This is a genomic window from Actinocorallia libanotica (assembly GCF_039525175.1).
Lineage (GTDB): Bacteria > Actinomycetota > Actinomycetes > Streptosporangiales > Streptosporangiaceae > Actinocorallia > Actinocorallia libanotica.
On record NZ_BAAAHH010000011.1, the window covers coordinates 114,657 to 127,328 of the forward strand.

General features: G+C 72.1%; 13 protein-coding genes. 7 read left to right on the top strand and 6 right to left on the bottom strand.

Going from position 1 to position 12,672, the window contains the following annotated elements; all coding sequences use genetic code 11:
- Positions 1-27 precede the first annotated feature (27 nt).
- Together ABD140_RS15970 and ABD140_RS15975 are read right to left on the bottom strand one after the other, a co-directional pair.
- A complete protein-coding gene (locus ABD140_RS15970) occupies positions 28-507 on the bottom strand; it encodes a MarR family winged helix-turn-helix transcriptional regulator (protein WP_344241490.1) in 480 nt (159 codons plus the stop codon).
- Positions 508-583: 76 nt separating this feature from the next.
- Positions 584-2,428, bottom strand: a complete 1,845-nt coding sequence (locus ABD140_RS15975) for a PstS family phosphate ABC transporter substrate-binding protein (RefSeq protein WP_344241492.1) — start codon at positions 2,426-2,428, stop codon at positions 584-586.
- A 248-nt stretch (positions 2,429-2,676) separates the two neighbouring features.
- Here ABD140_RS15975 and ABD140_RS15980 point away from each other — a divergent pair, with 248 nt between their 5' ends.
- Positions 2,677-3,735: a TetR family transcriptional regulator gene (locus ABD140_RS15980; RefSeq protein ID WP_344241494.1), complete on the top strand. Its 1,059-nt coding sequence runs from the start codon at positions 2,677-2,679 to the stop codon at positions 3,733-3,735.
- A complete protein-coding gene (locus tag ABD140_RS15985) occupies positions 3,728-5,050 on the top strand; it encodes a glycosyltransferase (protein WP_344241496.1) in 1,323 nt (440 codons plus the stop codon). Before ABD140_RS15980 ends, ABD140_RS15985 begins: the two co-directional genes overlap by 8 nt.
- 64 nt (positions 5,051-5,114) lie before the next feature.
- Here ABD140_RS15985 and ABD140_RS15990 read toward each other — a convergent pair whose 3' ends face one another.
- A complete protein-coding gene (locus ABD140_RS15990) occupies positions 5,115-5,564 on the bottom strand; it encodes an ATP-binding protein (protein ID WP_344241498.1) in 450 nt (149 codons plus the stop codon).
- A 334-nt stretch (positions 5,565-5,898) separates the two neighbouring features.
- Here ABD140_RS15990 and ABD140_RS15995 point away from each other — a divergent pair, with 334 nt between their 5' ends.
- Positions 5,899-6,780, top strand: a complete 882-nt coding sequence (locus ABD140_RS15995; RefSeq protein ID WP_344241500.1) for a helix-turn-helix domain-containing protein — start codon at positions 5,899-5,901, stop codon at positions 6,778-6,780.
- Positions 6,777-6,968: a DUF397 domain-containing protein gene (locus ABD140_RS16000; RefSeq protein ID WP_344241502.1), complete on the top strand. Its 192-nt coding sequence runs from the start codon at positions 6,777-6,779 to the stop codon at positions 6,966-6,968. The genes ABD140_RS15995 and ABD140_RS16000 overlap by 4 nt, the downstream gene beginning before the upstream one ends.
- Positions 6,969-7,055: 87 nt before the next feature.
- Here ABD140_RS16000 and ABD140_RS40130 read toward each other — a convergent pair whose 3' ends face one another.
- On the bottom strand, positions 7,056-7,367 hold the full coding sequence (locus tag ABD140_RS40130) for a hypothetical protein (RefSeq protein WP_425544119.1): 312 nt from the start codon (positions 7,365-7,367) through the stop codon (positions 7,056-7,058).
- 265 nt (positions 7,368-7,632) lie between these two features.
- Positions 7,633-8,379: an SDR family NAD(P)-dependent oxidoreductase gene (locus ABD140_RS16010; RefSeq protein WP_344241504.1), complete on the bottom strand. Its 747-nt coding sequence runs from the start codon at positions 8,377-8,379 to the stop codon at positions 7,633-7,635.
- Between the two features lie 57 nt (positions 8,380-8,436).
- On the opposite strand from ABD140_RS16010, the gene ABD140_RS16015 reads away from it, so the two are divergent.
- The 3 genes from ABD140_RS16015 to ABD140_RS16025 all read left to right on the top strand — a co-directional run bounded on the left by ABD140_RS16015 (position 8,437) and on the right by ABD140_RS16025 (position 10,961).
- Positions 8,437-9,075: a TetR/AcrR family transcriptional regulator gene (locus tag ABD140_RS16015; protein WP_344241506.1), complete on the top strand. Its 639-nt coding sequence runs from the start codon at positions 8,437-8,439 to the stop codon at positions 9,073-9,075.
- A gap of 327 nt (positions 9,076-9,402) precedes the next feature.
- The gene (locus ABD140_RS16020; protein ID WP_344241508.1) at positions 9,403-10,485 is read left to right on the top strand and encodes an NAD(P)H-dependent amine dehydrogenase family protein; all 1,083 of its coding nucleotides are present in this window, start codon (positions 9,403-9,405) and stop codon (positions 10,483-10,485) included.
- Positions 10,482-10,961: a carboxymuconolactone decarboxylase family protein gene (locus ABD140_RS16025; protein WP_344241510.1), complete on the top strand. Its 480-nt coding sequence runs from the start codon at positions 10,482-10,484 to the stop codon at positions 10,959-10,961. Before ABD140_RS16020 ends, ABD140_RS16025 begins: the two co-directional genes overlap by 4 nt.
- 52 nt (positions 10,962-11,013) lie before the next feature.
- On the opposite strand, the gene ABD140_RS16030 is transcribed toward ABD140_RS16025, so the two are convergent.
- Complete coding sequence (locus ABD140_RS16030) at positions 11,014-12,645, bottom strand: GMC oxidoreductase (protein WP_344241512.1); 1,632 nt, start codon at positions 12,643-12,645, stop codon at positions 11,014-11,016.
- Between the last annotated feature and the right edge of the window lie 27 nt (positions 12,646-12,672).

Consider the following 12,672-nt stretch of genomic DNA (forward strand, 5'->3'; position numbering starts at 1 on the left):
AGAGAAGAGTGAAGGCGGCGGCGACGGTCAGTCGGCGGCCGGGTCGATGTGCCGGGCGAGTTCCTCGAGCGCGGTCAGCGCCCGGTGGACGTCCGCCCTCTTCCCTGCGTCCAGGGCGTCGAGCCCCGCGGCGACGTAGCCGCGGAAGAGCGCGTCCACCTCGTCGAGACGGCCGAGGGACTCCTCGGCCACGTGGAGGTGGACGATGCGCCGGTCGTCGGGATCCTGCTCCTTGCGCAGCATCCCGGCGGCCGTCATCTGGGAGACCAGCGCGCTGAGGTTGTTCGGCTTCATCAGCAGCGCCTCGGCCGCTTCCCGCACGGTGATCCCGTCGCGGGCGCGGACCAGCCGCAGCAGCGCGAGCTGGTTCTCCGGCGGTTTGGGATGCCCGAAGTCCTGCGCGAGCCGCCGCTCCATCGCCCGGTGCAGCCCGGGCAGCGCCCGGGCCAGGGCGGAGGCGACGTCCCGCGGATCCGGATCCCCGGCCTCGTGCTCATCAGCGCTCATGGATGTCCAGATTAAGATATGGAGGGATAGGTATGTCAAAATACCTATTATGTGACCTCCATCGCGTTCTCCCAGGTCAGGCGGGTCCGCACGGGGCGGCCAGGGGTGCCGTGGGGGCGATGCACAGGGGCGCGCCGAGGCTCTCCAGAAGAGGGCGGGCGGAGGCGGTGGCGAGGAAGGTGAGGAAGGCCGAGGCGGGAGAGCCGTTGGCGGGGAGGCTGCGGGTGTAGAAGACCTCGGGGGCGACGAAGGGGTAGCGGGCGGGGTCGGCGGAGGCGTCCGGGCGCCTGCCGTCCAGGGCGAGGACGCGCAGGTTCGGGTGGCGGCGGGCGTCGGCGGCCTCCCGCAGCTCGGAGTAGCCGATCGCGCCGGGGACGCTGCCGACCAGGTCGAGCACCTGGCTCTGGCTGCTGCGTTCGCAGCGGATGAGCCGGGCGTCGCGGTGGAACTCGCCGCGGGTCAGGCAGTCGCGGGACGACAGGCGCGGCTCGGGCCCGGCCAGGACCCGCTCCTCGAAGATCGTGCGGGTGCCGCTGCCCTCCGTCCTGCCGATCAGGCGGACCGGCAGGTCGGCGCCGCCCAGCCCGCGCCAGCTCACCGGCCCGGCGTCCTCGGCGTACACCGAGCGCAGCTGCGCGGCCGTCAGGCCGGTGACGCCGGTGTCCTTGTTCGCCACGACCGCGAACGACACGAGGGAGACCGCCAGCCCCTGGAAGCCGTGGACCCCGACCTCGACGGAGCCGGGCGCCAGATGCCCGTCGTGCATCGCGATGGTGGCCGCGGCGTCGGCGCCGGGACGCGCCAGGGCCCGCACCCCCTCGTTGGAGCCGATCGCCTCCACCTCGACGGCCGCTCCGGGGCACCGCTCCTCGTAACCGGCGGCCAGGGTGCGGGCCATGTGCTCGAAGGCGGTCGAGCCGATCAGGCGAAGGGTCCCGTCGAAGCACGTACGCTCCGGCGGCCCGCCCGGCACGGCGCCGCCGAACAGCGCGCCCGAGGCGAACAGCACCGCCCCGCCCAGCGCGGCCGCCGCCCTCCGGGCGTACGGGCGCCGTGGGACGGGCGGAGCTCCGGTCCCCGCTTCGAGCCGCTCCCGCAGCCCGGCGGCTTCCGCTCGGATCGTGGCGAGCCGTTCGCGCAGGGCGGTGTTCTCGGTGCGGGAATCGGCCAGGCGTTCGGCCGCTTCGGCGGCCTCGGCGCGGGCGCGGGCCAGGTCGTCGGGCGGGGGGAGGCGGCGGAGGCGGTCGTAGCACGCGGTCCAGCGGGCCGTCTCCTGCTCGGGGAGGCCGCAGGCCGCGGTGAAGTAGCCGATCCTGCGGCGCTCCCGGTCGTTGGGCGTGCGCCAGCGGTCCTTCTGGAGCATCGCGCTGACGGTCGCGTCGGGGAGCGCGCCCCACGAGCGGCGTTCGATCTCGGTCTGGCGCGGGGAGCCCGCCCAGGCCCGCAGCAGGGCGAGCAGCTCGTAGAACTCGCGGAGGTCACCGGCCGAGGCCGGGTCGGGCAGGCTCCGGGCGGCGTCGAAGACCGGCTCGGCCCACGGCTCGAACGTGACGGGGTGCCGCGCGGTCAGCCGCCGCCACGGGACCCGCGGCTGGAACAGCTCGACGATCCGCGCCGGCCTGCCCCGCGGGTCGCGCTCGAACGCCGCGCGCGGCCCGTCCCCCCGCTCGTCCCACATGGCCTGCTCGGCCGCGGACCACCGCTCGCGCACCCGTCCGGCGGCGTCGCCGTCGACGGCCGCCGCGGCCAGACACGCGCTGACGACCTCCCAGGACATCAGCTCGCCGTCCCCGGCCAGCAGGTCCCGGACCGTCGCCTCCAGCAGCCCGGCGCGCCCGGCCAGCGCGTCCGGCGCGGCACCGCCCAGCCCCGCGGCCAGCTCGCGGACGAACTCCGCCTTGAGGTGGAGATAGGAATCCAAAGCCCTGTCCAGGCCTCTCACACCGTCGCCGAATCAGTACCACCCCGATGTGGTACATCAGGATGCCTCCGGTCTCCCCGCGAGACCGGCCGCTTGGCCGCGAGTTCCCCCAACGGCCACCTCCCCGTCGCCTCTCCGCCTCTTCCCGGAGCCGTACGGCGCTTCCTGGAAGGCACCAGGAACCGGGAGACCGCACCAAGACGGCCCGCCGGCGACCGCCGCGCCGCCGCTTCCGCCACGCTGGCGGCATGAGCCGAGGACGCCTCCCCAGCCCCGCTTCGTTCACCGAGCAGGCAGTCGACCGCTTCCGCGACTGGCCTCTCACCCCGTGCCGCGCCGACGCCCCGCCCGGCCAGGCCCTGGCCCTCGCCGGCCGCCAGATCGTGCACTTCCACCACGACGACCGCGCGGAGGTCCGCCTCGCCCATCCCCTCATCCACCGCCTCGCCCCCGCCCTCCTGGCCTCCGGCCGCGTCGACGTCCCCCCGCACAGCTCCTGGATCCGCGTCCGCCTCGACTCCGGCAGCGACCTCTCCCTCCTGGACTCCCTCGTCAGCCTCGCCATCCAGGCCAACGACCCCGCCCGCCTCCAGCCTCCCGCCCTCTGCCCCCACGCCTCCGGGCCGCCCCTGACCGGGCCCGGCTTTGGACCGTTCCCCCCTTTTCGCTTGATTTGCCACTCAATTGAATGTAGCTTCCACTCCATGGAAAAGGCGGAGAGGCGGTCGTACCGCATGGGCGCCCGCGCCGCGGCGGTGGAGGCCACGCGGACGCGGATCCTGGAGGCCGCGCTCGGGCTGTGGACGCACAGGTGGCAGGACGAGGTCACGCTGCAGGACATCGCGGACGCGGCGGACGTGTCGGTGCAGACCATCGTCAACCACTTCGGCGGCAAGGACGGGCTCGCCGACGCCGCCGACGACCTGGTGGCGTCCCGGGCGGACGACTCCCGGCAGGCCCCGGTCGGCGACGTGCCGGCGATCGTCGCCGTGCTGTTCGAGGACTACGAGCAGCACGGCGACGCCAACGTGCTGTGGATCGCGCAGATCGACCGCGTTCCGGCCGCCGCGCGCGCGGCGGCCCACGCGCGCGTCCAGCACCGGGCGTGGCTGGAGAAGGTCTTCGCCGACCGCCTCCCGGCCGAGGGCCCCGAACGCGAGCACGCGCTGGCCCTGCACTACGCCGCCACCGACCTCTACCTGTGGAAGTTGTGGCGGCGCGACCTCGGCTTGTCCCGCCCGGCCGCCGAACGCGCCATGCGCGACCTGCTGACCTCGATCGACCCGCGAAAGGGAGACGATGGGTAAGGACTTCTTGTTCGCACTGTGGGCCGGCGGCGGTGCCGTGCCACCCGCCCTCTCGGTCGCCCGCGCGCTGATCGAGCGCGGCCACCGCGTCCGGGTGCTGGCCGACGCGTCGCTGCTCGAAGAGGTCGCCGCCATCGGCGCGGAGCCGGTCGGCTGGACGACCGCGCCCCAGGGCGACCCCTCCGACCCGGACAAGGACGTCATCAGGGACTTCGAGGCCCGCACGCCGCTGGGCGAGTTCGCGCGGCTGCGCGACCGCATCGTCTGCGGGCCCGCCGCCGACTACGCCCGGGACACCCTGGCGGAGCTGCGCGCCCATCCCGCCGACGTGCTGGTCACCGAGTACGTGCTGCTCGGCGCGCTCACCGCCGGCGAGGCCGCGGGCGTCCCGGTGGTCTCGCTCGCCACGACCGTCTACCCGCTCCCCACCCCCGAAGGCCCGCCGTTCGGCTTGGGCCTCTCCCCCGCCACCGGACCGCTCGGCCGCCTCCGCGACCGGATCCTGACGGGGATGACCGTCAAGCCGTGGGCGAAGGGGCTGCCCGCGCTCAACGCCGCCCGCACCGCGAGCGGCCTCCCCCCGACGGACTCCGTCATCGAGGCGTTCGACCGCGTCGACCGCTGCCTCGTGCTCTCCCCCCGCACGCTGGACCACCCCGAACGCCGCTTCCCCGCCCACGTCCGCCATGTCGGGCCGCGCATCGACGACCCCGCCTGGGCCGGAAAGCGGGAACCCGAACTGCCGCCGGGCGACGCGCCACTGGTGCTCGTCAGCCTGAGCTCGTCGTTCATGAACCAGCAGCGGCAACTCGAGCGCATCGCCGAGGCCCTCGGCACGCTGCCGGTGCGCGCCCTGCTGACGACCGGCCCCGCCGTGGACCCGGCGACGGTCCACGCCCCGGACAACGTCCTGGTCGCCGCCGCCGCGCCGCACAACGCGGTACTGCGCCGCGCCGCGGTGACGATCACCCACGCCGGCCACGGGACGGCCGTCAAGTCCCTGGCCGCCGGCGTGCCCCTGGTCTGCATCCCCCAGGGCCGCGACCAGGGCGAGGTCGCCTCCCACGTCGCCCGCGTCGGCGCCGGCGTCACCGTGGGCAAGAAGGCCTCGCCCGCCGCGATCGCCCGCGCCGTCGAACGCGTCCTCAACGGCCCCTCCTACCGGAGCGCCGCCCAGCGCGTGGCCGCCGAGATCGCCGCCGAGACCGCCACCGACCACGCGGTCGCCGAGATCGAGTCCCTCGCCGAACGGGCTCCCGCCGGAAGCGGCCGCGCCCCCGGCCCCGACGCGGCCTCCGGGCCGACACGGACCTGACCGGCCCCGCCGGTTCCGCCTCGGCGGGCATGGGCGCCGTGTGAAGCCGCGTACGGCCGTGGCCTCACACGGCGCACCCCGGCTCGGCGAAGACCGCGCAGACCGTCCGGCCGGAGGCGTCGCCGAACCAGCCCCAGGTCTCGGCGGTGCACGCGAGCGTGAGGAGCCCGCGCCCGCCCTCGGCGAACTCGTCGTCGCCGACCGGGATCGCGGGCTCGTGCGGACCGCCCTCGTCGCGGACCCAGACCACGACCCGCTCTCCCTCCTTCTCCTCCGGGTCCCGCTGCCGCCAGCGCACCTCCACGACGAACCTCCCTCCCGGCCGCCCCGAACGCGTGTGCCGGATCGTGTTGACGGCCAGCTCGTCCACGCCGAGCAGCACGTCGTCCAGGAACGCGCACTCCGCCAGCAGCGACCGCAGGAACCGCCGCACCTCCCGCGCCTCCTCCGGCACCCCGGCGAACTCCCGCCGCCAGCGGTCGCCGTCATCCTCTTCGACGAGCTCGATGAACACGACACTCCTCACGCAGGGAGACCGAAACAGCACCCATGGTCACACCCCGTGCCCACTCCCGCCCCCGAAAACCCCGCCAGACGGTAAGAAAGTTCGCACCCACCCCGTGCGAACGCCGCCTGCCCGCACGGGCCCCGGCCGCGACCCGCGCACCGTGCGCACGGAGGCGAAGGGCACGGCGGGCGTGCGCACGGAGGCGGTGCGAACCGATTCGAGGAACCGAGCGGAACCGATTGCGGCAGGCCGGACGGCGGGGTTCGATGCGGTGTGCAGTCAGAGCGTCATGCTCGGCGACCCGCGCCGGAGCGGGCGACGCCCTGCGAAGGAGGCACCCGTGTCCAGCCCGTTCGTACGGCGCAGACGGCTCGGCGCGGAGCTGCGCGCACTGCGCCTGAGCAGGAACCTGACCACCGAGCAGCTGGGCGCGATGTTCCACCGCTCCCGCATGAAGATCACCCGCCTGGAGAACGCCCAGGTCCGCCCCGACCTCGCCGAGATCATGGACCTCCTCGACCTCCTGGAACCCCCCGAGGCGAAACGCGCCCAGATCCTCCGCATCGCCCGCGAGGCGGCCGCCCGAGGCTGGTGGGACGCCTACGGCGCCGCCATGGGCGACCGCCAGCGCCTCTACGCCGACCTGGAGTCCGGCGCCGCCACGATCCGCGAGTACCACCCCGGCCTGGTGCCGGGCCTCATGCAGCTTCCCGAGTTCACGCGAGTGTTGATCCAGCGGGAACAAGCCGAGCACGACATCACCTACACCCCGGATCTCCTGGTCGAAGCCCGCGGGCAGCGGCAGGCCGCCGTCTTCCGAGAGGACGGCCCCTCCTACGAGGCCGTACTCGACGAGATTGGCCTCCGCCGCTTCAACGTCGCACCGGACGTGATGCAGCGGCAGCTCCGGCACATCGTCGACCTGGCGCACCAGCACTCCCGGCTGACCGTCCGGATCCTCCCCTTCCTCACAGGATGGACCCGCATCCCTTGGCCGATGAGGCAGATCAAGCTGTTCACCTTCGTCGACCCTGCGGACCCACCCCTGGCCATGTCGGAGACAACGTCCACCGACGTCATGCACACGGACCGAGCAGAAGTCGCACGACACGTGCACCGCTACGAACTCGTGCGAGATGAGGCACTATCAGAGGAGGCAAGCCTGGCGATGCTTGAAGAAATCGCCACCCACATCTCACGCGAGACGGGAGCGGTCGAATGACCCAGCAGTACAGCGGCTGGCGCAAATCCCACCACAGCGAAGCCAACGGTGACTGCGTCGAAGTCGGCCGCTCCGCTTCCCGCACCGTCGGCGTCCGCGACACCAAGGACAACGGCACCGGACCCACCCTGGAATTCACCCGCACCGCATGGGCCGCCTTCACCCGGCGGCTCCGCGACCGCGGCTGAAAGCACCGGTTCCGGACGGCGGCACCGTGCGGATTTCATCCGCTTCCGTGGCAATGAGGTGATCTCAGTGAGCCTTTGCCGACCTCATCACGCACTGGCGATCACGAGGGCCTGGACTGCGGCGATGAGCTCGTCGGCGTTGTCGGGGCCGGAGCGGATCTTGCGCAGGATCCTCCAGTTCTTCAGCTCGGCGTCGACCCGCTCGCCGGGGTCCGCGGCGGCGGGCGTGAGGCTTCGTTCACGTCTCTTGTGCGAGGAGGAGCGGGCGCGGCTCTGCGCGGCTCGGCCCGCCTGGCCACCCGGCTCCCGGACCCCTGCTGTGCGGTGAGTCGCCCTCGGCGACCAGTTCTGTGCAGGCGTCGGCCACGGTGTTACGGGCCATGCCTGGATCAGCGGCAAGGGATCGGGCCGAGGGCGGCCGGATGCCCGACACGAGCCGCCCGGTGCGCACGGCCTCCCGCAACGCGTCCATGAGCCCGGCGCGCCATCCGGATCCGCTCAGTTCCAGATGCATAGGGAGATGCATAAGGCGACGCCGGCCACGGACGGCTGCGTGACAGAAGTGGCCCGGGAATCCGCCATGGAGGGGAACCGTACTCCTGCGCCACCGCCGTCCGTGGCCGCCCGCTGTCCGTGGTCGCCCGCCGTCAGCTGCGCGTTCGGGCTATGCGCCGTATCCGCCGTCGATCCTCAGTACCGTGCCGGTGACGTAGGAGGCCTGCGGGCTGGCGAGGAAGACGACGCCTGCGGCGATCTCCTCCGGCCTGCCGTACCGCCCCATCGCCGTTGTCGGAAGGAACATCGGTGCGCCCGGGCCGTCGGCGGGGTTCATCTCGGTGTCGACGAACCCGGACTGGACGACGTTGACCGTGATGCCCCGGTGGGCCAGATCGCGGGCTGCGCCCCGGCTGTAGCCCTCGAGGGCCGACTTGGTGCCGGCGTAGTCGGCCATCCCGGGGAAGCCCACCCGTGTTCCCACGCCCGAGCTGATGCTGATGATCCGCCCGCCATCGGGCAGCAGCGGGAACGCCGCCCGGATCGCGGCCACCACACTGGTGTAGTTGATGGCGAGCTGGCGGTCGAAGGCGGACTCGTCGGCGAGCTCGCCGTCGATCGGACCGGCGACGGTGACGCCCGCGTTGTTGACCAGGATGTCCAGCTTTCCAAACTGCTGGACCACGCTGTGGATCAGGCCCGCCGCCTGTGCCGCGTCCGACTGGTCCGCCTGGAAGGCCGCCGCGCGCACTCCCTTCGCCTCCAGGTCGGCGACCACGGCCTTGGCCTGATCCGCCGAGGACGAGTAGCTGATCGCGACGTCGGCTCCCTCGTCGGCCAGCGCCAGCGCCGACGCCGCCCCGATCCCCCGCGACCCGCCGGTCACGATCGCCACCTTGTTGTCCAGCTTTCCCATGTGCTTCCCACTTCCCTAGGTGCAACGGAGTTCTTGACCGTACAGTCCACTATAGGCATGGTGGACCGCGCGGTCAAGAATCTGTATTCTGTTCGCATGGCACGTCCGCGATCGTTCGACGAGAAGCAGGTGCTGAACGCCGTCCGTGATCGGTTCTGGGACGCCGGTTACGCCGGGACCTCGCTGGAAGACCTGATGCGGATCAGCGGCCTGGGCAAGGGCAGCCTGTATGCGGCGTTCGGCGACAAGCGTCAGCTCTTCCTCCGGGCGCTGCGCAGCTACACCGACGAGAGCCATGGCCATCTTCGGAAGGCCCTCACCGAGACTCCACGGGCCCTGGACGCACTCCGCATGCTCCTCAAGGCACCGATCGACGACCCGACCGACGCCGACACGCGGCGTGGCTGCCTGATGGCCAACAGCACCTGCGAACTCGGCAACGCCGATCCGGAAGTCCTCGACCACGCCCACCGCACCTACGAGACGTCCACCGCGCTGATCGGTGACTGCGTCGCCCGCGCCCAACGGGAGGGCGACCTGCCGGCCGGAGAGGATCCGATCGCACTGGCGCGGGCCCTCCTGGCCGCGCAACAAGGCCTCGTGTTCATGAGCCGGACCGGGCTGGACGCGGCAGCACTCACTGCCACGGCGCGATCACTCGCGGATCGGCTCCTGCCGGACCACTCCGGCGACTGAACCGACAGGCGCGAACGGACCGTTCCTACCAAGCCTTGCCGACCTGGGTGAACCTGCCGATCAGGGCCGTACGGCGTGTTGCGCCCTCGAAGGGGGGAAGCTCCTCGTAGACGGGCGATCGACCTGCTCGCAGACCCAGAGGGGACCCTGCTGCGCATCGACCGGTTCGGCATGCCCGGCGCCGCCGCCGACCAGGCCCGCGACGCGGCCCTCGTCCTCCTGTCCGCCGCCCGGCGGGGCCGCGCGGCGGGCCGGGAGGCGCAGAACGAAGAATCGGACGGCCTGTGACCCTGTTCACAAAACCTAGCGCTTGTTAGTCTCCGGGGCATGATCTCTACGGTTGTCTGGGGTACCGGCAATGTGGGACGGCTGGCCATCAGGGCCGTCGACGCCCATCCGGGACTGGAACTGTCAGCGGTGGTCGTTCACAACCCCGAGAAGGTCGGCCGGGACGCGGGTGCGCTCGGCGGGCTCGATCGCGAGCTGGGTGTGGCGGCGACCGACGACATCGAGGGCGTGCTGGCCGCGGGGCCGGGGGCCGTGGTGTACGCGGCGTCGGGCGACATCCGGCCGGACGACGCGCTGGGCGACATCATCCGGGCGGTCCGGGCGGGGGCCGTGGTCGTCACGCCCTCCCTGTACGCGCTCTACGACATCCAGAACGCGCCCGCGGAGATGCGGGAGCCGCTGCTCGCGGCGGTCAAGGAGGGCGGCGGGTCGCTGTTCGTCTCCGGGGTCGACCCGGGGTGGGGCAACGACGTGCTGCCGCTGCTGGTCAGCGGGGTGGGTTCGGCGATCGACGCGGTGCGCTGCCAGGAGATCTTCGACTACACCACCTACGACCAGGAGGACTCCGTCCGGTACCTGGTCGGCATGGGTCAGCCGATGGACTACGAGCCGCCGATGCTCTCGCCGACCGTCCCGTCCATGGTGTGGGGCGGGCAGGTGCGGCTGATGGCGCGGGCGCTGGGCGTCGAGCTCGACGAGGTGCGCGAGACCCTGGAGCGGCGCCCGCTGGAGACCTCGGTGACCACCGCGGCGATGGGCGAGTTCGCGGCCGGCACGCAGGGCGCGGTGCGGTTCGAGGTGCAGGGGATCGTCGGCGGCGAGCCCCTGATCGTCGTCGAGCACGTCACCCGCATCCACGCCTCCTGCGCACCGGACTGGCCGGTGGCCCCGGACGGCGGCGACGGCGCCCACCGGGTGATCATCGAGGGCCGCCCGCGCATCGAGGTGACCGTGGAGGCCGTCGACGAGGACGGCAACCGCGCCGCGGGCGGCAACGCCACCGCGGTCGGCCGCCTGGTGAACGCCATCGACTGGCTCGCCGAGGCCGGGCCCGGCCTCTACGACGCGCTCGACGTCCCGCTGCGCCCCGCGGCCGGCCGACTCGGAAGGAAGCAGTCATGAACATCGACATCCCCGAGGGCAAGGAGCCCATCGGCTACGTCTGGGGCGAGCTGGTCCCGGGCATCGGCCCCGCCGCCGCGGCCCTCTCGCTGTCGGTGTACGAGCACACGACGCTCGGGCTGCGCGAGTTCGAGGCGGCCCGGCTGCGGATCGCCCAGATCAACGGCTGCCTCTTCTGCCTGGACTGGCGCACCGACCGCGACGGCGAGAAGGTCGAGGAGGAGTTCGCGGACGCCGTCACGCACTGGCGCACCACCGAGGCGTTCGACGAGCGCACGCGCCTGGCCGCCGAGTACGCCGAGCGCTACGCGCTCGACCACCACGGACTGGACGAGGAGTTCTGGGGGCGGATGGCCGCCCGGTACAGCCAGCGGGAGATCGTGGAGCTGAGCATGTGCCTGGGCTCGTGGCTGGCGTTCGGACGCCTCAACCACGTGCTGGGCCTCGACGCGGTGTGCGTCATCCCCGGGCACTAAGAGAAAAGGCCGGCCACACGCGCCCGCGGCCGGCTGTTCCCTCAGATCATCGTCACAGGTCCGTGGCGATGATCTTTTCTATGTTGCGTTCCGCGAGCGCTGTGATGGTGACGAAGGGGTTGACGCTGGTGTTGCCGGGGATGAGCGAGCCGTCGATGACGTACAGGCCGGCGTAGCCGTGCAGGCGGCCGTAGTTGTCGGTGGCCTTGTTCAGCACGGCGCCGCCGAGCGGGTGGTAGGTGAGGCTGTCGTTCCACTGCTTGGTGCCGCCGAAGAAGTCGGTGCGGTAGATCGTCCCCTCCTTCTTGTTGATCTTGTCGAAGATCGTCTTGGCCATGCCGATGGACGTCTCCTTCCACGCCCGCTGCCAGCTCAGCTCCGCCTTGCCCGCCGCGGCGTTCCAGGAGAACTCCGCGCGGTGGGGGGTGTTGGTGATCGACAGGTAGAGCGAGGCGTAGGTCTCGATGCCGGTGGGCACCGGCGCGACCTCGGCGAACGCGCCTCCGGCGTTCCAGTTGTCGATGCCGGTGGAGGGCATCGCGGACTGGACCGTGCCGGTGGGGTCCCACATGTGGTTGGCGCGGCCGCACATGACGTTGCCGTTGTCGCCCCAGCCCTTGCCGACCTCGCCGTTCAGGTTCGGCAGCGCGCCGGTGGCCCGCAGCTTGACCAGCAGCTTGCTGGTGCCGACGCTGCCCGCGGCGAAGAACACCCGGTCGGCGGTCACGGTCTTGGTGGCCACGGTGCCGCCGGTGGTGTCCAGCTGCCGGATGGCCACGGTGTAGCCGCCGCCGGACGCCGGGCTGACCGAGGTGACCTCGTGCAGCGGTGAGATCGCCACCCGTCCCGTCGCCTTGGCCTGCGCCAGGTAGGTCTTGGGCAGCGTCTTCTTGCCGTGGTTGTTGCCGAAGATGACCTCGCCGTCCAGCGCCGACTTGGTGGCGTTCCCCGCGGCCTCCTGCGCCATGTAGTCCCAGTCGTAGACGTTGGGGACGAAGATGTGCGGGAAGTTGGAACGCTCCGCGTGCTTGCGGCCGACCCTGGCGTACTTGTAGCAGGCGGCGCTCTCCCACCAGTCCAGGGGGACGTCGGCGACGCCCAGCCCGGCGTTGGCGCGCGGGTAGTACTTGCTGTACATCTCCGCGGCGTCCACCGAGGGGAGGATCCCGCTGAAGCGGTCGCGCTGGGGCGTGACGGCCATTCCGCCGTTGACCAGCGAGCCGCCGCCGACGCCGCGCCCCTGGTACACCGTGATCCCGGCGAAATCCTCGGCGTCCAGGATGCCGGTGTACCTGTTGACGTTCTTGTCGATGGGGAAGCCCAGGAAGCTGCTCAGGGGCTGCTTGGTCCGGGTCCGCAACCAGAACGACCGGTCGTCGGGCGACTTGGTGTTGGCGAAGATCTTCCCGTCCGAGCCGGGCGTGTCCCACGACATGCCCATCTCGACCATGTGCACGTCGATGCCCGCCTGCGCCAGGCGCAGGGCGGCGACGGACCCGCCGTAACCGGTGCCGATCACCAGGGCCGGGACCCGGGATCCGGACGCGATCGGCGCGGGAGCCGGCGCGGCCGACGCCGAGCGCAGGCCGAACGCCGCGGCACCCAGGATAGAACCTGTTCCAACGATGAACCCGCGACGCGAGACCGCGCTCAATCCCGGTCTGTACACGGTGTTGTCACTCAAGTGACGCTCCTCACTCAGGGGTGGAAT

Coding starts and splice junctions, on each gene's coding strand:
- ABD140_RS15970 (WP_344241490.1), bottom strand. CDS start 507: ATGAGCGCTGATGAGCACGAGGCCGGGGATCCGGATCCGCGGGACGTC.
- ABD140_RS15980 (WP_344241494.1), top strand. CDS start 2,677: ATGAGCCGAGGACGCCTCCCCAGCCCCGCTTCGTTCACCGAGCAGGCA.
- ABD140_RS15985 (WP_344241496.1), top strand. CDS start 3,728: ATGGGTAAGGACTTCTTGTTCGCACTGTGGGCCGGCGGCGGTGCCGTG.
- ABD140_RS16000 (WP_344241502.1), top strand. CDS start 6,777: ATGACCCAGCAGTACAGCGGCTGGCGCAAATCCCACCACAGCGAAGCC.
- ABD140_RS16010 (WP_344241504.1), bottom strand. CDS start 8,379: ATGGGAAAGCTGGACAACAAGGTGGCGATCGTGACCGGCGGGTCGCGG.
- ABD140_RS16015 (WP_344241506.1), top strand. CDS start 8,437: ATGGTGGACCGCGCGGTCAAGAATCTGTATTCTGTTCGCATGGCACGT.
- ABD140_RS16020 (WP_344241508.1), top strand. CDS start 9,403: ATGATCTCTACGGTTGTCTGGGGTACCGGCAATGTGGGACGGCTGGCC.
- ABD140_RS16025 (WP_344241510.1), top strand. CDS start 10,482: ATGAACATCGACATCCCCGAGGGCAAGGAGCCCATCGGCTACGTCTGG.